The organism is Richelia sinica FACHB-800, assembly GCF_014698825.1.
GTDB lineage: Bacteria > Cyanobacteriota > Cyanobacteriia > Cyanobacteriales > Nostocaceae > FACHB-800.
Genome location: NZ_JACJTT010000021.1, coordinates 1 through 19,857, shown reverse-complemented (window position 1 = coordinate 19,857; position 19,857 = coordinate 1). Strand labels below are relative to the sequence as shown.

General features: G+C 40.6%; 15 protein-coding genes and 1 pseudogene. 12 read left to right on the top strand and 4 right to left on the bottom strand.

The window, feature by feature from the left end; translation table 11 throughout:
• The first annotated feature begins 361 nt into the window (after nt 1–361).
• Nucleotides 362–1,294, top strand: coding sequence for an RluA family pseudouridine synthase (locus tag H6G73_RS14985; RefSeq protein ID WP_190605815.1), 933 nt, complete (start codon nt 362–364; stop codon nt 1,292–1,294).
• A 17-nt stretch (nt 1,295–1,311) separates the two neighbouring features.
• Here the strand turns inward: H6G73_RS14985 and cobM are convergent, their stop codons facing one another.
• The gene (gene cobM, locus H6G73_RS14980; protein WP_242034211.1) at nt 1,312–2,100 is read right to left on the bottom strand and encodes a precorrin-4 C(11)-methyltransferase; all 789 of its coding nucleotides are present in this window, start codon (nt 2,098–2,100) and stop codon (nt 1,312–1,314) included.
• A gap of 139 nt (nt 2,101–2,239) precedes the next feature.
• Nucleotides 2,240–3,112, bottom strand: coding sequence for a prolipoprotein diacylglyceryl transferase (gene lgt / locus H6G73_RS14975; protein WP_190605811.1), 873 nt, complete (start codon nt 3,110–3,112; stop codon nt 2,240–2,242).
• Nucleotides 3,113–3,370: 258 nt separating this feature from the next.
• Between lgt and coaD the strand changes: the two genes are divergently transcribed.
• Together coaD and H6G73_RS14965 are read left to right on the top strand one after the other, a co-directional pair.
• Nucleotides 3,371–3,949, top strand: coding sequence for a pantetheine-phosphate adenylyltransferase (gene coaD, locus H6G73_RS14970; protein ID WP_190605809.1), 579 nt, complete (start codon nt 3,371–3,373; stop codon nt 3,947–3,949).
• On the top strand, nt 3,832–4,527 hold the full coding sequence (locus tag H6G73_RS14965; RefSeq protein ID WP_190605806.1) for a DivIVA domain-containing protein: 696 nt from the start codon (nt 3,832–3,834) through the stop codon (nt 4,525–4,527). The genes coaD and H6G73_RS14965 overlap by 118 nt, the downstream gene beginning before the upstream one ends.
• A gap of 71 nt (nt 4,528–4,598) precedes the next feature.
• Here the strand turns inward: H6G73_RS14965 and H6G73_RS14960 are convergent, their stop codons facing one another.
• A complete protein-coding gene (locus tag H6G73_RS14960; protein WP_190605804.1) occupies nt 4,599–5,087 on the bottom strand; it encodes a hypothetical protein in 489 nt (162 codons plus the stop codon).
• A gap of 157 nt (nt 5,088–5,244) precedes the next feature.
• Here H6G73_RS14960 and H6G73_RS14955 point away from each other — a divergent pair.
• Nucleotides 5,245–5,367 (top strand): annotated as a pseudogene (locus H6G73_RS14955) (ATP-binding protein); the annotation flags it as partial.
• A 116-nt stretch (nt 5,368–5,483) separates the two neighbouring features.
• A complete protein-coding gene (locus H6G73_RS14950; RefSeq protein ID WP_390840151.1) occupies nt 5,484–6,638 on the top strand; it encodes a glycoside hydrolase family 10 protein in 1,155 nt (384 codons plus the stop codon).
• A gap of 218 nt (nt 6,639–6,856) precedes the next feature.
• Here the strand turns inward: H6G73_RS14950 and H6G73_RS14945 are convergent, their stop codons facing one another.
• Nucleotides 6,857–8,347, bottom strand: a complete 1,491-nt coding sequence (locus tag H6G73_RS14945; RefSeq protein ID WP_190605798.1) for a site-2 protease family protein — start codon at nt 8,345–8,347, stop codon at nt 6,857–6,859.
• Nucleotides 8,348–8,801: 454 nt separating this feature from the next.
• Between H6G73_RS14945 and H6G73_RS14940 the strand changes: the two genes are divergently transcribed.
• The 7 genes from H6G73_RS14940 (at nt 8,802) to H6G73_RS14910 (ending at nt 19,487) form a co-directional block, all read left to right on the top strand.
• Nucleotides 8,802–9,935, top strand: coding sequence for a DNA cytosine methyltransferase (locus H6G73_RS14940; protein ID WP_190605796.1), 1,134 nt, complete (start codon nt 8,802–8,804; stop codon nt 9,933–9,935).
• 173 nt (nt 9,936–10,108) lie between these two features.
• Nucleotides 10,109–10,789, top strand: a complete 681-nt coding sequence (deoC, locus tag H6G73_RS14935; RefSeq protein ID WP_190605794.1) for a deoxyribose-phosphate aldolase — start codon at nt 10,109–10,111, stop codon at nt 10,787–10,789.
• Nucleotides 10,790–10,868: 79 nt separating this feature from the next.
• Complete coding sequence (gene recO, locus H6G73_RS14930) at nt 10,869–11,774, top strand: DNA repair protein RecO (RefSeq protein WP_190605792.1); 906 nt, start codon at nt 10,869–10,871, stop codon at nt 11,772–11,774.
• On the top strand, nt 11,758–13,371 hold the full coding sequence (locus H6G73_RS14925) for an MFS transporter (protein WP_190605790.1): 1,614 nt from the start codon (nt 11,758–11,760) through the stop codon (nt 13,369–13,371). The genes recO and H6G73_RS14925 overlap by 17 nt, the downstream gene beginning before the upstream one ends.
• Before the next feature lie 340 nt (nt 13,372–13,711).
• Nucleotides 13,712–14,854, top strand: a complete 1,143-nt coding sequence (locus tag H6G73_RS14920; protein WP_190605788.1) for a glycosyltransferase family 4 protein — start codon at nt 13,712–13,714, stop codon at nt 14,852–14,854.
• Between the two features lie 123 nt (nt 14,855–14,977).
• Nucleotides 14,978–18,013 (top strand): PAS domain S-box protein, encoded by a 3,036-nt coding sequence (locus H6G73_RS14915; RefSeq protein ID WP_242034210.1) that lies wholly within the window; start codon nt 14,978–14,980, stop codon nt 18,011–18,013.
• A gap of 58 nt (nt 18,014–18,071) precedes the next feature.
• Nucleotides 18,072–19,487: a WD40 domain-containing protein gene (locus tag H6G73_RS14910; protein WP_190605787.1), complete on the top strand. Its 1,416-nt coding sequence runs from the start codon at nt 18,072–18,074 to the stop codon at nt 19,485–19,487.
• Nucleotides 19,488–19,857 lie beyond the last annotated feature (370 nt).

Sequence of the window (19,857 nt, the reverse complement as noted above, 5' to 3'; positions counted from 1 at the left end):
AGCTGTAATTAAAAAGTTCAATTTTAACCAGTGAATTAGTGGTTGGCAATTCACCAATATTCTCATCTTGTATCAGGTGCATTTATTGGCACAGTAAAACCACTCACTAGTAGATGAGAAGCTAATAAATGTAGTAGATAAACCCACAATTACCAAAGGAGAAAAACGATGGTCTTCTCGCCAGACAATATTATGGTTAGAAGGGGTTAGTTTTTCTGTATATTTTGCTAATCTAACTCAACTTTTAGGGCATGAATGCAAAGTTTTCATTTTTTTTCTGGAGTATATGACTTTTTTGTTAATTAATACTGTTAAAATGGTGAGTAGCGTAATAAAAATATCAGGTTATAAGTAATTTCAGGTGACTGCTATTCATCTTCAAGTTCAAGCCAACAGTGAACGTTTTGATCGCTACCTATCCCAGGAGTTAACAGATTTATCGCGTTCTCGTATCCAGCAATTAATTGAGCAGGGTAATGTCCAATTAAATGGTCAAGTATGCACATCAAAAAAGATAAATCTGAAAATAGGCGATCGCATTACTCTAGAGATTCCTGAAGCGCAACCCTTGGAGTTACAAGCGGAAGATATACCTTTAGACATTCTCTATGAAGATGAGCAGTTACTGATTCTCAACAAACCCGCCGGTTTAGTAGTCCATCCTGCACCCGGCCATCCTGACGGAACTCTAGTCAATGCTTTATTAGCCCATTGTCCCAACTTACCGGGAATTGGAGGAGTCCAAAGACCGGGAATAGTCCATCGTTTAGATAAAGATACCACCGGTGCGATCGCCATTGCCAAAACTGATTTAGCCTATCAACACCTACAAGCCCAACTGCAAGCCAAAACCGCCAGACGGGAATATTTAGGTGTGGTCTACGGTGCCCCAAAAACCGAAAGTGGAACCATTGACTTACCTATCGGTCGTCATCCCCAAGACCGTAAAAAAATGGCTGTTATTGCCCCTGAACAAGGAGGAAAATTGGCAGTCACCCATTGGCGGATTCAAGAACGCTTAGGCAATTACACCTTAATTCACTTCCAACTAGAAACGGGACGAACTCATCAAATTCGCGTTCATAGTTCTAAAATCGGCCATCCCATAGTTGGTGACCCCCTTTATGGTTCTGGTCGTTCCGTGGGGGTAAACTTGCCTGGTCAAGCACTCCATGCGTGGCGTTTAAAGTTACAACATCCCATAACCGAAAATTTAATTGCAGTTACAGCACCTATTCCCCCAACCTTCACTACTCTGTTGGAAGTTTTACGCAGAAGAGTAGCAATTTCTTGATACTTGGCTTCTCTCTTTTAGTCAGCCCGAAATAAACGACGGTGTTCAGGATGGTAGAGACGGGAACGCCCATCAGTTGACCCGAGTGCTGGACTAATTAAATATAGTGTAGTACGCAGCAGGTTTTCTGCCTGGGTACAACTGGCCATTTCTGTTAAAGGTACTACATGAATTTTTTCATCAGGCCAGCCGATGCGAAAACAAATCGCTACCGGAGTATCCCCAGGATAATGTTCTAGTAACTTGGCTTGTGCTTGGTCAACATGACGCGCACTCAAATATAAACACAGACTGGCTTGATGTGCTGCTAAACTAGCTAATTCTTCTCTAGTCGGAACCTCTGTCCGTCCACTAATGCGACTGAGAATGATAGTTTGCACCAAACCAGGTACAGTTAACTCCACCTTTAACTTAGCCGCAGCCGCTTGAAAGGCGCTAATACCAGGAATTACCTCAAAGGGAATTTCCGCCTCTGCTAATAGCTGTATTTGCTCATGGATAGCACTATAAAGACTAGGGTCACCAGAATGAAGACGGACTACAGATTGATGCGATCGCACCCTAGCCACCATAATGGGTACAATCTCCTCTAAAGTTTTATCTGCCGTAGGAATTATTTCTGCATCTGGCCGACAAACCTCTAAAATTTGCTCTGGTACTAAGGAATCAGCAAAGACAATCACATCAGCCCCAGCTAATAGCTTTTGCCCCTTCACCGTCAATAAATCTGGATCTCCCGGACCCGCACCCACAATATACACTGCTGGTGCCAAGGCATAGCTAGAGAAATTAGAACTCACGCTCATAATCAAAAGAATTTTTTGGCATTTTTCATGACTTATCCGGACGATGTCTATTTCCCTAGTAGAGAGAAGTGGTAGATGCACCCTGGTTAAGCCCTGGAGAACACTCTGGGGCATTTTTTATTTTCAGGAGTTCAAATGCCTACTCCATCAACCCATCGCCACGGGATGGTGACACAACATCAGGTAAAGGACGCTTCCGCAAGTACAGCCAAGCCAAACCAGCCAGTCCTAAACTAATACCACATAAACTTACTACCTGTGCCATACGCAGTGGCCCTAGCATCAAACTATCTGTGCGTAACCCTTCAATCCAAAATCTGCCTAAGCTATAAGCTACCCAATAAATTAAAAATAGCGACCCTACTTTTAATCTTGGCAACCCAGATAAAGCACGGAAAAACAAAGTCAGCAGCAGAATAAATACCATGACATCCCACAATGATTCGTAGAGAAAAGTAGGATGGAAATATTCAAAATTAGCTAAATTGGGTGGACGACGTTCTGGGGGAATGTACAACTTCCAAGGTAAATCAGTGGGAGCGCCAAAAGCTTCCGAATTGAAAAAATTACCCCAACGACCGATCGCTTGCCCTAAAATCAGCGAAGGAGCCACCAAATCCGCTAATTGCCAAAAAGATACTTTTTTTAATTTGGCAAAGATTAATGCCGCCAAAACACCCCCAATAATCGCACCATGAATGGCAATACCTCCTTGCCAAATGGCAATAATTCGTTCAGGATGACGGGAATATTCTGACCATTGAAATAAAACGTAATATAAACGGGCGGCGGGAATTGCACCAATTACCAACCAAATTGATAAATCACTCAGCAACTCTGGATTAACGTGACGGCGCTTTGCCAGGTACTGGGACAGGCTGACACCAATCAACACAGCAGAGGCTATCAATAAGCCATACCAGCGGATAACTATTGGCCCAATTTTCACCAAAATCGGCCCTGGGGAGGTAAATTGAAATGCCAAGGGCAAAATCGAAAAATCCAGTACCATGCAAAATCACCTAGAAAGTGGATTGACTAGTTACGCAGTTTAGGCTTGTCAGTAAAAAAGTGGCCCAATCGGTAGGCGCTACTTACTGTACAAATATCTGCCCCTATTTGTCGATACCGTTGAATCTGAATCTAGACTGACCTGAAAATTTGCATCTATCACTCTTGCCCCACAAGGGAAACCAGATGTTAGATTTGATTAAGATCCATAAAACGCTTTCAATAAAAACACCTAATTTACTCTCATGAATTTAAAATCGTGATTGCCATTTATCCTGGTAGCTTTGATCCTATTACCTTGGGACACCTAGACATCATCCAGCGCAGCAGTCGGCTGTTTGATCAGGTGATAGTTGCCGTTTTGCGAAATCCTAACAAAACCCCATTGTTTACAGTGCAACAGCGACTAGAACAAATTCGGTCAGCTACCACACACCTGCCCAATGTTGAGGTAGACAGCTTCGATGGTCTGACTGTTAACTATGCCCAGATGCGACAAGCCCAAGTGTTGCTCAGAGGTTTAAGAGCCGTTTCCGACTTTGAGATTGAGCTACAAATGGCTCATACAAATAAAACTCTTTCTACTCAAATAGAGACTGTTTTCCTCGCCACCTCAAATGAGTATAGTTTTTTGAGTAGTAGTGTGGTAAAAGAGATTGCAAAGTTTGGTGGCTCTGTCGATCATCTCGTTCCCCCACACATTGCCCTAGATATATACCAATGCTACAACCAAAAATCTCCAGCCTTGAATCCAACTACAACGGAAACACCCCTCCCGCATCAGGATATACCGACGGAAACACCTACGACGGGAACCCTGAAGAAATGGGAGGTGTAGACCTTCAGCAGGAATTGAACCGTCTAGAGGATATGATTCTCTCTAGTTTGAGAATTCCCTTAACAGGTCGCACTCTCGTAGAAGAAGATAAGCTCCTAGAACAACTGGATTTCATCCGTCTTTCTTTACCATCTGTGTTTCAAGAAGCCGCAGAAATCCTCGCCCAAAAGGACGAAATTCTGCTGGAAGCAGAGGAATATGGACAGCAGGTGGTAGAAGCTGCCCAAGCAAAAAGAGCGCAAATCCTTGCCGAAAGCGATATTGTCAGACAAGCAGAATGGGAAGCTGACCAAATGCGACGTAAGGTGCAGCAAGAATGTGAAGCTATGATGCAAGAGACCTTAGCAGAAAATGATCGTCAACGTCGCGCCCTTCAACAAGAACTAGAGGAAATGCGTCAAGCTGCTATTGCTCAAGCCAAGGAAATTGAAGATGGTGCTGATCAATATGCTGATAACGTCTTAGAAAATATTGAAGATAACCTCAAAGAAATGCTGCGAGTTGTCACTAATGGTAGGCAACAAATTCGCGGTGACTCCCCACCACCACGTAATGCTTCCCATCCGAAGAAAAAATAATGTTGAGGTGTTGATGGGGGAACGGGGAGAAATTTCTGACCCCATACCCTTGTTGTCACTGTCACCTCAATTTAAGTACCCAGACACACAGGCTGGATAGCAGGAAGCTCAAATCTGATTGTAGTAGCAGCCCAGTTTTTTAAATCTGGTGCTAACCAAACTAATTTCGTCAGAATTTCGTCATTGACCCATAGAACGATGGGACAATGAAATCGCTTCGGAAATTCATTGCGGATGAAATTGGTACTGAGCAACAGCTGATTAATTTCCACCACAGCTTCTAAGCCGTTGATGATCAATGCTGCCGGTTGAGTCTGCCCTAGCAAATCGTTAATAGTTGTGTACAGGGTTGTTGTTTCTGGAGATAGGTTAACTGCTTGGATATCTAAAGTAGAAGATGTTGTTAATAATGTGGTGATTTGCTGTTGTTTAGGAATGGAATTACAGCAAGCTAATATCAGGGAAAATTCTTGACCTGCAACTGCGATCGCTCTTTCTAACCGATGAAGAGATAATGAGTTATTAACCTGCCAATCTGAAGTTGCACTATAAGTGGTCATGAAAAATCCTGTATTTTCATACAAAAGCAATTAAAACTGTCTGTCTTTTCTTATTATATGGCAACTGATCAGCAGTGATATCCATCTGGCATCAGGGGTGATTTCCGGCAGCACCGTATTACTATTACGACAGTATAGGAAAACAAGCTAGTTATAGCAGGGGACAGGTTTGGGTTTAGCGATCGCTCGGCAGATTGTGGAAGAATCCCATGGAGGTATCATTGATGTCAATTCTACACCAGGTCAAGGAACTGAATTTATGATCCAGCTACCGATGTAACATCTATAGCGGATGACTTTTACTACATCATGTAGCCGATGAGTAGAAAATTTTTGAGTAGAAATAGTTATAGCTGGATTAAGCGCAGTTGGTTTGGAGTTTTACTAGCTCTGAGTATGGTGACAGTGATGATGCTGTCTTTACCATTGAATGCTCAAACCACCGTGAATAGATTACCAACCTCCGAGTTAAGGGGAGTTTGGCTAACCAATATTGATAGTGATGTCTTATTTGCACGCGATCGCCTGCAAAATTCTCTGCAAAAGTTAGATGACCTGAACTTTAATACTGTTTATCCAGCGGTGTGGAATTGGGGCTATACCCTCTATCCTAGTCAAGTTGCCGCCAAAGTGATTGGACGTTCCCTAGACCCCACACCAGGACTACAGGGACGGGATATGCTGCAAGAAATTGTCACGGAAGGACACAAGCGCGGCTTAACAGTTATTCCCTGGTTTGAATTTGGTTTCATGGCCCCTGCTGATTCTCTGTTAGCTAAAAATCGCCCCCAATGGCTAACTAATCGGCGTAACGGCAGCAGAATTGTCAAAGAAGGAATACATGACCGGGTATGGCTCAATCCCTTTCGTCCAGATGTACAACAATTCATCCTGGATTTAATCGTAGAAATTGCCAAAAACTACGATATTGACGGGATACAATTTGATGACCACTTCGGCTTGCCTTCAGAATTAGGCTATGATGCCTATACCGTTGCCCTCTACAGAAAAGAACATAGAGGAAAAGCCCCACCCAAAAATCCTTTAGATCGAGAATGGTTAAATTGGCGTGCTAATAAAATCACCAAGTTTATGGAACGGGTATTTAAAGCCGTCAAAACTGTGAATAAAAATTGTTTAATCTCCGTTGCACCAAATCCACAGCGTTTTTCCTACGACTTCTTTTTAGCAGATTGGCAAAAATGGGAGCGAATGGGATTAATCGAAGAATTAGTGTTGCAGATATACCGTGATGATTTAAAGGTCTTTGTCAAGGAATTGGAATATCCAGAAGTCAAAGCAGCTAAAAGCCATATTCCTGTGAGCATTGGCATTTTAACTGGCTTGAAAAATCGCTCCATTTCCATGGAACAGATTCAAACCCAAGTGCAAAAAGTCAGGGAGCGCAATTTTGCCGGAGTTTCCTTCTTTTTCTATGAAACCCTCTGGAATCTGAGCCAAGAAAAAGCAGAAACACGCCAAGCAACCTGGCAACAAATCTTCCCTACACCTGCTAAATATCCCAATTTACTTTTGGGCTGGAAGCCTTAAATCAAAAAATCAAATTGTACTTGTTTTGAAACCCTTGTAGAGACGTTCCGTCGGAACGTCTCTACATTCATTTTCACCAGATGTCTAGTGCAAAACTAAATTTTGCATTTTGAACTGCTATAGCAGTAGGCAAGGTATTTAGAACATTGTCAAGATGATGAAAAGCAGATAACACAAGACTTTTAACTGTGTAATCTATTAACTGTCACCTACTGTATTTAACCACCAATACCTAACCGTCCAGCCAAAGCCGGAGTCAGTGGTAACAGGGTGGTAATCATCAAAAACAACGCCAGAAGACCTAAAGCCGCCCTAGCATCATCAGGTTCGCTAATTTCATTCAAACTGGGACGCTCTAAATCCCGTTGTAAGAATAAAATCACAAAGGCCCAATACATTGCCAAAGGATTACCCAAGGATACAATCCCCAGCAAGATTAAAGTGGCAAATGTCGCTCTCCCGGCGGTTTTTCTGCCATAAATAGCTTGGACAATGCGCCCTCCATCCAACTGTCCTGCCGGCATTAAATTGAGGGCTGTAATTACCAAGCCCAACCAACCAACCACCACCAAAGGATGGATATTCACCATCGGTGACTGCAAAGCTGAACCCAGAACTACCCTAGCCAAGCTACCCACTAAAATAGAGCCTTGGAAAAACTGATTGGGTAATTGAAATAAGCTGCCAGGGTGAGATAGGAGCAACCCCACCACCAACATCACCAAGGAAACTATGCCACCAAAAGCTGGGCCAGCCAAGGCAATATCAAATAAGACTTTGCGGTTAGGTAGGAGCGATTCAAATCGAGTAATTGCCCCAAAGGAGCCAATTTGTACAGCCGGCAAGAAAAACGGCCAACTCAACCGTACTTGGTGACGACGGGCTAAGACCCAATGACCAATTTCATGGGCAATCAAAATTGTAAATAAACCCAAGCCAATGGGTAAAGTTTCTGCTAATCTGGCAGGATTTGCCAATAAATCAAAATTCAGTAGTAACCCAGAGGCTTCTAAACTGGTAGCGATGGTTGCTATGAGCAAAATCACAGCAAATACTTTTTGGGGTAACTGGGCCGGACGGGGGTCATTACGACTAGGGAGAACAATTACCACTGGTTTCCCATCAGTATTTTCTACTAAAAACAGGCGGTATTTATCACCTAAACGAGCCTGTAAACTTTTAGTGAGGCGATCGTGAACCTGTTCCGGTTCACCCCGTAAATTCCCCTCGAAAATAGCTCCTTCTTGATAAGCAATGGTTTTAGTAGCAAAAAAAGTGTCAATGCCAAAAATGCCCTTAATCCCATTTAAATCTTCTTCTGGTATGGGTATTGCCTCTAGTTTCACTTCGGCAACTACTACAGGATTATTAGTATCAGTTGTGGCATTAGTTTCTTGAGCCGCAATTCTTTCTGTAGCCCGTTGTTTGAGAATGGCATCTTGTCCAGCTGCACGTAACTGTCTACCTAAAAACACATATACACCGACAGAAACGACCAGCAATAACAATATCCCAACAATATTGATATAAATCCCGGCAGCAAAAAAGCCAAAGAACAGCAACCAAGGAGCCATCAAGACTACTGACTGTAACCAAGCCAGAATTCCCAGCTTACCAAAAGGTCTAGCGCGATAATAGCCCCAGCCTAAAATGCCGAACGCTACCAGCACAATTGCCGCAATTATAGGAGTTTCTGATGAAGTAAACATATCCAACCCTTTGCTATTGAGACCGAGCTAGTACAAGTCCGGTTTTTCCATACAGAGTTTCTCTACCAAATGAACAAGTTAAAGGAAAAATCTCCTTTTTCCCGCATCTGGAGAAGAAGACCATATAATTAATCTATAACGATGGTTGGTTTCTGTGCCCACATAGTCTCACCTTTACTTATTTCCTCACTTGGTGCAAGTCATATTTCTGCACAGATTTATTTCCTCAATTACCATAAATTTGACAAAAAGCAATTTATGAGGTAACATTCACCCCAGGTTTGGTAAAAACCAAATATAAGAAACTACTTATTGTTAAGTTAATTACACAAATACTCCTTGCACAATGGAGTGATAACAAAATAAAGCAAAAACGTTTACCACCAATTTAGGCTAGCGTTTTTGCTTTTTTATTCAATAGTCAATTATCTCTATAATTTCTATCACCATATAAGTGGCAAATCTTTGTATACAACCTTATATATTTTCCTTTTGTGCTGGTTCTGGTTTCCTCGATTTAGGGTTTGAAACCACTGGCTATAAAATTGCTTATGTTAATGAAATATTTCCTCCATTTCTCAATGCGTATCGCTATGCCAGGGAAAATATGCACCTTCCATCTCCTGAGTATGGATATCACCAAGGGGAAGCAGCAGATATTAGCAAATTAATAGTAGGAAATGCACAACAAAGATTCAAGGAATTAGTTCAGGATGTCCGTAAATCTCATCATCTAATTGGCTTTATTGGTGGGCCACCCTGTCCAGATTTTTCCATGGGGGGAAAAAACAAAGGACATTTAGGAAACCATGGTCAAATTTCTTCTGCTTATATGGAATTGATTTGTCAAAATTCCCCTGATTTCTTTCTTTTTGAGAATGTCAAGGGTTTATGGAAGACAAAAAAACACCGCTTGTTTTATGATTTTCTGCGAAAGAATTTACAACAAGCAGGTTATATTTTAACAGATAGGTTAATTAATTCTCTGGAATATGGTGTGCCTCAAAATCGAGAAAGAATTATTTTAATTGGTTTTAAAAAAGATTTTTTCCAGGATATGTTTATGGTAGATAATTTTAAATTTCCGTGGGAAAAATATATTGTTTATCCTCAAGCACAAGTATTTGCTTATCCTTGGGATAAAAGCCATCCATTTCAAGTGGATTCTATTCTGCCTTGTCCTGAGAATATTCCTCAAGAATTAACTGTTGAATATTGGTTTAGAGCCAATGATGTAGTTAATCATCCTCATGGTGAACATTATTTTCAACCACGAGCCGGTCTAACTAAATTTGCTACCATTGATGAAGGAGATGATTCTAAAAAATCTTTTAAACGTCTACATCGATGGCGTTATTCTCCTACAGCTTGTTATGGTAATAATGAAGTACATTTACATCCTTACAAACTGCGACGAATTTCTGTGGCTGAAGCTTTAGCAATACAGTCTTTACCGAAAAATTTTCTGCTCCCAGCTAATATGTCACTGACTCATATGTTTAAAACTATTGGTAATGGTGTTCCCTACTTGGCCGCTCAAGCTTTGGCTAAATCGATTTTGGATTGCTTAACAATTATTAATAAATAGTTTTAGGTTAATTTTAATACTAGTATGAAGGTGAAAAACCCAGAAAATCTAGCATATTACAAAGGATTAAGGAGCTAATTTCCGGGTTAACTCGTAATATCTATGGTTTAATAGATAAAAAATGTTTTAATTTTTTATAAAGTTTAATAAACATTTACGGGCACAAGACGACGATGGCAGCAGACTATCCAGACATTGATATTGCGCCATTTATTGACCACGCACTCCTGTCACCTACTGTCACCCCGGAACAGGTGGAGCGTTGGTGTGAAGAAGCAGATAGATTTAATTTTGCGGCTGTATGTCTCTATCCTGCTTTTGTCAAGCAAGCAGCCGAATCGCTGCACAACAAGAAACCCAAGATTTGTACTGTGATTGGGTTCCCCAGCGGAGCGACAACTTCTGCTGTAAAGTTGTATGAAGCCCAAGAAGCGGTAGACAATGGGGCAACTGAGTTAGACTTGGTGGTGAATTTAGGCTGGTTAAAGGCAGGGAAAACAGAGGCAGTCCATCGGGAAATTGCTACTATTTGTGAAGAAGCTGATAAACCTGTTAAGGTCATTTTAGAAACCAATTTGCTCACCGATGCAGAGAAAAAGTTGTTAGCGGAAATAGCTATGGATGCAGGAGCAGCTTTCTTAAAAACCAGTACAGGTTGGCATGGTGGCGCGTCTGTAGAGGATATCCGCTTCTTGAAGGAAATAGTCAAGGACAGAGTGGGAATTAAGGCAGCCGGTGGGATTCGTACCCTCTCGCAAGCGTTAGATTTAATAATGGCGGGCGCTACGAGATTAGGCACTTCTAGGAGTGTAGACTTGTTACGCCAGCGTGATCATCCACAAAAGAAAGAGTAGCTATTGTTTTGGTGTCATTGGTCATGTTGAATTTGTCTTTGGTTATTTTTTGTTCCGGCTGACCACTGACTAATAACTTATGAGTAGAACCTATAAAGCAACTGGTATTAATCTTAAAACTCAAACTTTTGGGGAGTCGGATCGGATAGTGACCATTTTGACCAAAGAGTTCGGTCTAGTTCGGGTTGTTGCTCCTGGGGCCAGGAAGCATAACTCTAGTTTGGGTGGTAGGAGTGGGATGTTTGTCGTCAATGAATTGTTGATTGCCGAGGGGCGATCGCTTGATAGAATTACTCAAGCCCAAACGATTAAAACCTATCCTGGTCTCGCTCAAGATTTGGGTAAATTAGCTGCTAGTCAATATTTAGCGGAAATTACTCTGTGTCAGGCTTTAAGCGACCAACCCCAAGAGGAACTGTTTCAATTACTCAATGAATATCTCCAGAGGATAGAAAGTCTATCCAAAACGGAAGTAGGGAATGTTGTTGCTTATTTAGCCCATGGAGTCTTCCAACTTTTGGCCTTAGCTGGACTAACGCCACAACTAGACACCTGTTGCTTAACCCATCAACCCCTCCACCCAGACTGGACAAACCCCTTTTGGCGAGTAGGATTGAGTATTCCCGCCGGTGGAGTGGTTTGTTTACAAGCCTGGGAACGTTTACGCTTAGAAAGGCAAAAGGAAAAACAGGGACAACAGAATCATCCTGCTGATACCCCGCAAGCCTCAAACCCTGATTATCAAACCGTTGTTCATCGACAAGAATTACCAATAATTTCTCGTCGCTTGACAGCCAAACAACTGTTCATGCTTCAATATCTGTCCCAACCAGAGATAATGCAAATAGAAGCAGCTACAGATGATGGCTGGCTATCTGTTGAGCAGATTTTGCGCCAGTATGCACAGTATCACTTTGGCTACTCCATTCGCTCTGCCACCTTGATCGATTCCTATTTTGCCGCCAACCATGATGCAATCGTCTGATTTGGATACTAAAATCCTTACTTTGTCAACCCCAGCTAAAAAGAAGAATAGGGTAGCAGATACTCAGATTAGCAAGACCCTTGCTGCTTCCAGCCCTGTATCTAGTCAGATTAGCCAAGATATGACTCCCACCGAGTTTTCCCAGGAGAAAGATTGGCAGCCGGAAATACCTGCTGCGGAGATTCCCAAGGCCGCAGAAATAGTTGCTCCTACTAATGGCACTAATGGCAAAGTTAATGCTCCAGCAGAATTAATAGGGGAGCAAACACCAGGCAATGGTTCTGGGACAGGGAATGAATCAAATTCTGTTCATACCAAGAACAAGGGTTTTTTCCCTGTGTTGAAAAATCCCAATTTCTTAGCTTTGTGGGGCGGTCAAGTTTTCTGCCAACTGGCTGATAAGGTTTATTTGGTGTTAATGATTGCTTTAATTAACAGCCAGTTTCAAAGTAGTGAACAAAGTATCAGTGGTTGGGTATCCGCCTTAATGATGGCCTTTACTATTCCCGCTGTGTTGTTTGGTTCTGTGGCAGGGGTATTTGTAGACCGATGGTCGAAAAAAGTGGTATTGGTGGCATCTAATGTGTGGCGGGGAATTCTCGTGTTAGGAATTCCCTTTTTATTGTGGTTTACCCATAACTGGCAACCAGTGGGATTACTACCTGTGGGATTTTTGATTATTTTGGGTGTGACTTTTTTAGTTTCTACCCTCACCCAGTTTTTTGCACCAGCGGAACAAGCGGCAATTCCGTTAGTGGTGGAAGAACAGCATTTACTATCAGCGAATTCTCTCTACACCACAACCATGATGGCATCGGTGATTATTGGTTTTGCGGTGGGAGAACCTGTACTAGGGATAGCAGATGAATTATGGTTAAAGTTCTTTGGCAGCGGTGATGGACTGGGAAAGGAAATTTTAGTGGGTGGTAGTTATGCGATCGCTGGAATTATTTTATTCCTTCTGCAAACCAATGAAAAACCCCATCCTCCAGAAACCGAATTTCCCCATGTGTTCTCAGACCTCCGGGATGGTTTACGCTACTTAAAAACTAATGCCCACGTCCGCAATGCCCTATTACAACTAATTATCTTATTTTCCATCTTCGCCGCCCTCACTGTCCTGGCGGTGAGAATGGCAGAAATCATTCCTAACTTGAAAGCCTCGCAATTTGGCTTTTTGTTAGCTGCTGGAGGCGTTGGTATTGCTCTGGGGGCAGGGGTACTGGGTCAATTTGGTCAACGCTTTAGCTATAACCGCCTCAGTCTCTGGGGTTCCATGGGCATGACTGTGGCGCTGGTGGGATTATCTATGTTCACTACCCATTTATGGATGGATTTAATCTTAGTAGCTGGGTTAGGCGTTTTTGGCTCTTTAGTTGGTATTCCTATGCAAACCACAATTCAATCCGAAACCCCACCAGAAATGCGGGGTAAAGTGTTTGGACTCCAAAATAATGTGATTAATATTGCCCTCTCCCTACCTTTAGCATTGGCAGGTGTGGCAGAAACCTTTATTGGTTTAAAGGCTGTTTTTTTGGTATTAGCTGTAATTGTCTTCTTAGGTGGTATATTAACCTGGTATAACTCCCGTAACTAATCATTGCTCTGGAAATAATCAATAGCTGCATAAAATCATGGGTTTTTATGCTAAACTGAGTCCAGCGAGAATCTATAAAATACTTGCTGGGATCAATTAAAATTAGCCAAAAATTAGCCATGAATTTGGTTGTGTTCTATTCAGCAAATACACGACTTATTCACAGTAGTTAAAAAAGCCATGAGTTCAATGTTTTAACTAACAAAGATAAATCGCTTTTTGAATACCAAATGGCCAGCTATAATCAATTAAGAATCCAGCAAGTACAACGGGATAAAACGACTAAGTACCAAATAGTAAACTAGTTAAACCCGCTTGACTTTAAAGAGCAAAACAAAGAATGCGAATAGCCTGGATTGGAAAAAAATCTCCCTTTTGTGGTAATGTCACCTATAGTAGAGAAATTACAAATGGATTGTTAGATAGGGGACACGAAGTCAGTTTTTTGCATTTCGCACAGGAAGAAGCAGAACCAGATAACTGGCCCAATTTTCAAGAAGTCTCTTTGCCATTCATTTATAAATCTCAGGTCTATACAATTCCCACATTTAAGGCCACAAAAGTTTTAACTGAATCCCTCCGCAACATTCAACCAGATATCGTCCACGCTTCTTTGACTTTATCTCCTTTAGATTTTGTTCTGCCAGAAATTTGTGAAGAATTAAATATACCCCTCGTCGCTACATTCCACACTCCCTTTGCCGGGAAAGGGGCAAAATTAATTTCTGGCACACAGCTTTTAGCCTATCAGTTATATGCACCTTTTCTAGACAATTATGACCGGGTAATTGTCTTCTCGCAAATTCAACGAGAATTATTAGCGCGAATGGGTGTGAGAGAAGAAAAAATTGCTGTTATTCCTAACGGTGTAGACACAGCTAAATACTCCCCTGGTTATTCTCAAGTCAAAACCGAATTTGGGGCCGAACGCTTATTTGTTTATCAAGGACGTATCGCTCCAGAAAAAAATATCGAGCCTTTGTTAAGAGCTTGGAGGCAGTCAGACTTGGGCCCTGATAGTAAATTACTGGTGGTTGGGGATGGGCCTTTAAGAGCATCCTTAGAGCCTTTTTATGGTTCAGAATACAACATTATTTGGTTAGGATTTGTGGCTGGTGAAGAACGCCGCATCGAAATTTTACGGGGAGCAGATGTATTTATTTTACCTTCTCTAGTAGAGGGTTTATCTCTATCTTTATTGGAAGCCATGGCATGTGGTTTAGCTTGTTTAGCCACTGATGTGGGTGCGGATGGAGAAGTGCTAGAAAAGGGGGCTGGAGTGGTCATCAATACCAAAACTGTGCGATCGCAACTGCGAACCCTGTTACCATTATTTCAAGACCACCCAGAATTAACAACCTTATTGGGACAGAAAGCCAGAAAGCGAGTTTTAGAGCGTTATACTCTCAGCGACAATATTAGTCGCTTGCAAGACCTATACACAGAGGTTTTAGCACAGCGACAATTAACCCTGAGTTGGTAAATTGCATATCTCAATTCTGAGCATTTACATATTTTTTGTAAAAAAATGTTATTTACTGGCCAACTTGGGGAAACCTAAATTAAGCAGTCAATCTCCAACCCTTGCCAGGTAAATAACTAGATTATGACTTGTGATGTAATTCCTGTAGATCGATCAATCTATGAATCCCTGCAAACTGAATTAGCACAATTACGGCAGGTAGTGAAAGAGCGCAAGGAACCCCAAATTTCTCAGCCGCTTTCCCATAACTATAGGCAGATAAGTTTATTTATCGAATATACACCGGCAGCGATCGCTATCTTCGACAAGCAAATGCGTTATTTGTCTGCCAGTCGTCGTTGGCGAGAAGATTACCGCTTAGGAGATAGGGAATTAATTGGCCACTGCCATTATGATATTTTCCCCCATCTTCCCCAGTCTTGGCAGGAAATACACCAACGTTGTTTAGCTGGTGCTGTTGAACATTGTGAGGAAGATAGAATATACCATACAGATGGCAGTATAGATTGGTTGAAATGGGAAATCCATCCTTGGTATCAAGATGATGGGGAAATTGGTGGCATCATCATCTTTACGGAAGTGATTACCAACCGTAAATGTGCAGAAATGGCCTTAGCAGAAAGCGAAAGACGGTTGAGAGATATTGCTAATAATCTTCCTGGTGCAATTTTCCAATTCACTAACAGTCATGGCACCTGGCGAGTAGACTATATTAGCGACTTTATCTATGAATTAGCAGGAATTACCACCAGTGAAATTATAGAAGATTTAGATAACTTTTTCGCACTCATCCATCCAGAAGACGTTGACTGCTGTTTAGCCTCTATCAATCATGCTATTACCCAAAATGTCCCCTGGAAATATGAAGGTAGACTAATTAAACCTAACGGTGAAATTCGCTGGTGGCAAGGAGAGTCAACACCAACTAAAAATGAACAAGGGGAGATGATTTTTTGTGGTGTACTCTTAGATATTACTGCCCGTAAACAAGCAGAAATCTCATTACGAGAATTAAATGAAGAATTAGAAGTTAAAGTCCAAGAACGGACTATAGCTTTACATCAAAGTGAAGCAAGACTCAAAAGACTAGCAGACAATGTGCCAGGCATGTTGTATGAATTTAGGTTAGCTAGTGATGGTACAACATCCTTTCCTTATGCTTCATCTGGATGTCGAGACATCATTGGCATAGAACCAGAACAAATACAAGCTGATGGGTCGCTCATCTATAACTATATTCATCCCCAAGACATTCCCAAAATCCAATCAGCCATGTCTCTGTCTGCTCAAACCTTAGAAAATTATCAGTCAGAGTGGCGGATTAAAACTACCACTGGTGAAAGAAAGAGCGTAAAAGCTGTAGCCAGACCAGAACCACAACCTGACGGTGCAATTATATGGTACGGCTGTCTATTTGATATTAGCGAACAACAGGCAGCATTGCGCGATCGCAAACAAGCACTAGCTAAACTCAAAGAACAAGAAGAATTTCTCCGCACTATCTATGAAGGCGTTCCTCAAATTATCTTTGTTGTGGATGTCATGGAAAATGGTGAATTACGCTACGCTAGTTGGAATTCTTCTGCTGAAATTGCCTCAGGTATTAGTCAAGCTGAAATTGCCGGCAAAACCTTAGAATACTTTCATGGGGAAGTTGAAGCTAAAGAAGTTAGTCAACGCTATCAACGTTGTATAGATTCAGAAACTAGCATTAGTTATGAAGAATTTCTCACCATTAATAATCAGTCTAGTTGGTGGATTACAACACTTAACCCCCTTAAAAATCGTGAAGGTCAAGTTTATCGAATTGTCGGTACTACCTTAGATATTACTGGCAGAAAAAAATCTGAACAAGCACTACAAGAAAGTCAGCACTTTATTCAGCGTATTGCTGATTCTTCACCTAATCTATTGTACATTTTCGATTTAGAAGAAAAACGTAACGTCTACGCCAATCAAGAATTATATAAATTCCTTGGTTATAGTCAAACCGACTTTGAAAACATGGGAGAAAATCTCATTCCCAATGTTACATATAAAGATGATTTACCGAAAGTTTTAGACCATTGGCAGAAATTAACCACTATTGCCGATGGTGAAATTGTTGAAATTGAATATCGGATGCAAAAGGCTAATGGTGAATTGTGCTGGTTATACAGCCGAGATACGGTGTTTAATCGCAATAACAATGGCCAAGTCAAGCAAATTCTCGGTGTATCGGCTGATATCACAGAACGAAAACAAGCAGAAATTTTATTGCAACAGCAAGCCACTAGTTTACAAAATGCCCTGTCAGACTTGAAGCGTACACAAATCCAACTTATTCACAGTGAAAAAATGTCTTCTTTAGGTAACATGGTAGCTGGTGTGGCCCATGAAATTAATAACCCTGTGAATTTCATTCATGGTAATTTATCACCAGCTAGCGAATACATTGAAGATATCTTAAGATTACTGGATTTATACGCAGAACATTTTCCCGAACCACCCCTAGAAATTCAAGAAGAAATAGAAGCTATTGACCTTGATTTTCTCAAAGTAGATTTAATGAAACTCGTTAAGTCTATGCGAATCGGTACAGACCGCATTCGTGAAATTGTCATTTCTTTACGCAATTTCTCTCGCTTGGATGAAGCAGAAGTGAAAGAAGTGAATATTCATGAAGGTATTGATAGTACCTTAATGATTTTGCATAATCGCCTCAAGTCTAAGCCTAATCATCCAGAAATAGCAGTGATTAGAAATTATGCCACCCTACCTTTGATAGAATGTTATCCGGGTCAATTAAACCAAGTATTCATGAATATTTTGAGTAATGCCATAGATGCTTTAGAAGACCCAAGACTAGGAAACAAATCTAGAGAAATTCACATTACCACTGAACTTGTCAATCATGACACCATTTCCATTCGCATTGCTGATAACGGTATAGGAATTTCTGAGGAAATTATTTCTAAATTATTTGACCCATTCTTCACAACTAAAGATGTTGGTAAAGGTACAGGTTTAGGTCTATCTATCAGTTACCAAATCATTGTTGATAGACATCAAGGAAAATTGTCTTGTCATTCACTACCAGATGGAGGTGCAGAATTTGTGATTGAAATTCCCATCTTACAAACACAACCACAAAAATTAGCAACTGCTAATAAAAGCTAGTTAAATAAATATGGCTCAATCATCATGTTGTGTTATTAACCCATAAAATTGTGTATGTATGCAAGATTTGGTATCTGCACGCTTTTTAAAAGGACATACCGACAAAGTTTTATCTGTGGCCTTTAGTCCTGATGGACGTTGGTTAGCCAGTGCTAGTGATGATAAAACTGTCAGAATTTGGAATTTATTTACCAAAGAGTCCTTCATCCTGAATGGACACGGTAAATCTTCTTGGTTCGCAGGTGTTAATTCTGTTGCCTTTAGTCCTGATGGTAAAATACTGGCAAGTGGCAGCGATGACAAAACTATTAAGCTTTGGGACATAAATAGTAAACAAGAAATTGTCACTCTCGCAGGACATGAGTCAAAAGTTTATTGTGTGGCTTTTAGTCCCGATGGTAAATTCTTAGCCAGTGCTAGTAAAGATGAGACAGTCAAACTATGGAAAATGCCATCAGGACAAGAAATATCCTCATTTAATGGACATAAAGATGATGTATTATGTGTGGCTTTTAGTCCTAAGGGTAATATTCTAGCTAGTGGTGGTAGTGGGAACGATAAAACCATCAAGCTTTGGTATCTCTCTGAAAAAAAAGTTCATACATTGACCGGACATTCTGATTGGTTTGGTGGTATCTATTCGCTAGCTTTTCATCCTAATGGTAAAATTTTAGCTAGTGCCAGTAAAGATAAAACCATTAAATTATGGAAAGTAGAAACTGGTCAAAAAATAACCACTTTAACTGGACATACCGATGATATTTTATCCGTAGCTTTCAGTCCCAATGGTCAAATGTTAGTGAGTGGTAGTAAAGATAAAACAGTAAAACTGTGGTATTTAACAGAAGGCAAGAAAATTTATACTTTTAAAGGTATAAATAGCGAAGTATACTCTGTTGCTTTTCACCCTAAAGGTCAAATGATTGCTGCTGGATATGAGAAAAAAGATATCGCGTTATTTCCCTGTAGAAATTTCCAACCAGTAAGTCAGACAGAGACACAAAAAGAAACAACTACAAAAACATCAAAATCAAGTATATCCTGCCCTTGGAATCAACTTAATGATGAAGAATTTGAGGAACTTTGCTACGATATCCTGAAAATCAAACACAATCCTATTGAAATATATAAAATGGGCAAATCTCGCGCTCGTGATGGTGGAAGAGATATTATATTTCACACATCTAGTGATAGTGACCCAAAGGCTGTGAAATGGATAGTACAGTGTAAATTGCTTCGTAACGGTAATTCCCTCACAGGCAAGAAGGTTGAAAATATTCGTGATATGTTAGAAGACCATGAAGCAGGTGGTTTTTGTATCATGACAAGTGGCGTAATCGACTCTACTCTACACGATAAACTTGATAATTTGAAACATAAAAAAGGGTTTCAAATAGAACGATGGTCATATTTGGAAATAGAACGTTTCCTCGCTGAACATGCAGAGATCAAATCCAGATATTTTAAAGATTAATCTTATTATAAAAACGACAGTTTTGTGTGTTTTTTGCTAATTTACATGTAAAAAATTGATAATAAATGAAATAGATGGGTATGTTGGGTTAAACGAAGTGAAACACAATCGAAACTTTGAGTTTTCGCAATTGGTATTGCAGCAAATTTCATTTAAATGAAGTACAACCATAGCGCGGGCAAGATGCCCGCACCACAAGATTGATATTATTCCAGAAATGTTGAATCCTAATACAAAACTTTACATATCTAGTTATACTAGCTCTAAAAAGGTTAAATATGTCAACAAAACATAATCTCCTCAAACCAATGAACATAACTGATTTTCTGACACATACAAGATTGTAAATAGCGAAGTTTATCTAATAGCT

What these genes read in the sequence shown, in the direction of transcription:
- cobM (WP_242034211.1), bottom strand. Translation starts at nt 2,100, where the DNA reads ATGAGCGTGAGTTCTAATTTCTCTAGCTATGCCTTGGCACCAGCAGTG.
- lgt (WP_190605811.1), bottom strand. Translation starts at nt 3,112, where the DNA reads ATGGTACTGGATTTTTCGATTTTGCCCTTGGCATTTCAATTTACCTCC.
- H6G73_RS14965 (WP_190605806.1), top strand. Translation starts at nt 3,832, where the DNA reads ATGCTACAACCAAAAATCTCCAGCCTTGAATCCAACTACAACGGAAAC.
- H6G73_RS14960 (WP_190605804.1), bottom strand. Translation starts at nt 5,087, where the DNA reads ATGACCACTTATAGTGCAACTTCAGATTGGCAGGTTAATAACTCATTA.
- H6G73_RS14950 (WP_390840151.1), top strand. Translation starts at nt 5,484, where the DNA reads ATGGTGACAGTGATGATGCTGTCTTTACCATTGAATGCTCAAACCACC.
- H6G73_RS14945 (WP_190605798.1), bottom strand. Translation starts at nt 8,347, where the DNA reads ATGTTTACTTCATCAGAAACTCCTATAATTGCGGCAATTGTGCTGGTA.
- deoC (WP_190605794.1), top strand. Translation starts at nt 10,109, where the DNA reads ATGGCAGCAGACTATCCAGACATTGATATTGCGCCATTTATTGACCAC.
- recO (WP_190605792.1), top strand. Translation starts at nt 10,869, where the DNA reads ATGAGTAGAACCTATAAAGCAACTGGTATTAATCTTAAAACTCAAACT.
- H6G73_RS14925 (WP_190605790.1), top strand. Translation starts at nt 11,758, where the DNA reads ATGATGCAATCGTCTGATTTGGATACTAAAATCCTTACTTTGTCAACC.
- H6G73_RS14920 (WP_190605788.1), top strand. Translation starts at nt 13,712, where the DNA reads ATGCGAATAGCCTGGATTGGAAAAAAATCTCCCTTTTGTGGTAATGTC.
- H6G73_RS14915 (WP_242034210.1), top strand. Translation starts at nt 14,978, where the DNA reads ATGACTTGTGATGTAATTCCTGTAGATCGATCAATCTATGAATCCCTG.
- H6G73_RS14910 (WP_190605787.1), top strand. Translation starts at nt 18,072, where the DNA reads ATGCAAGATTTGGTATCTGCACGCTTTTTAAAAGGACATACCGACAAA.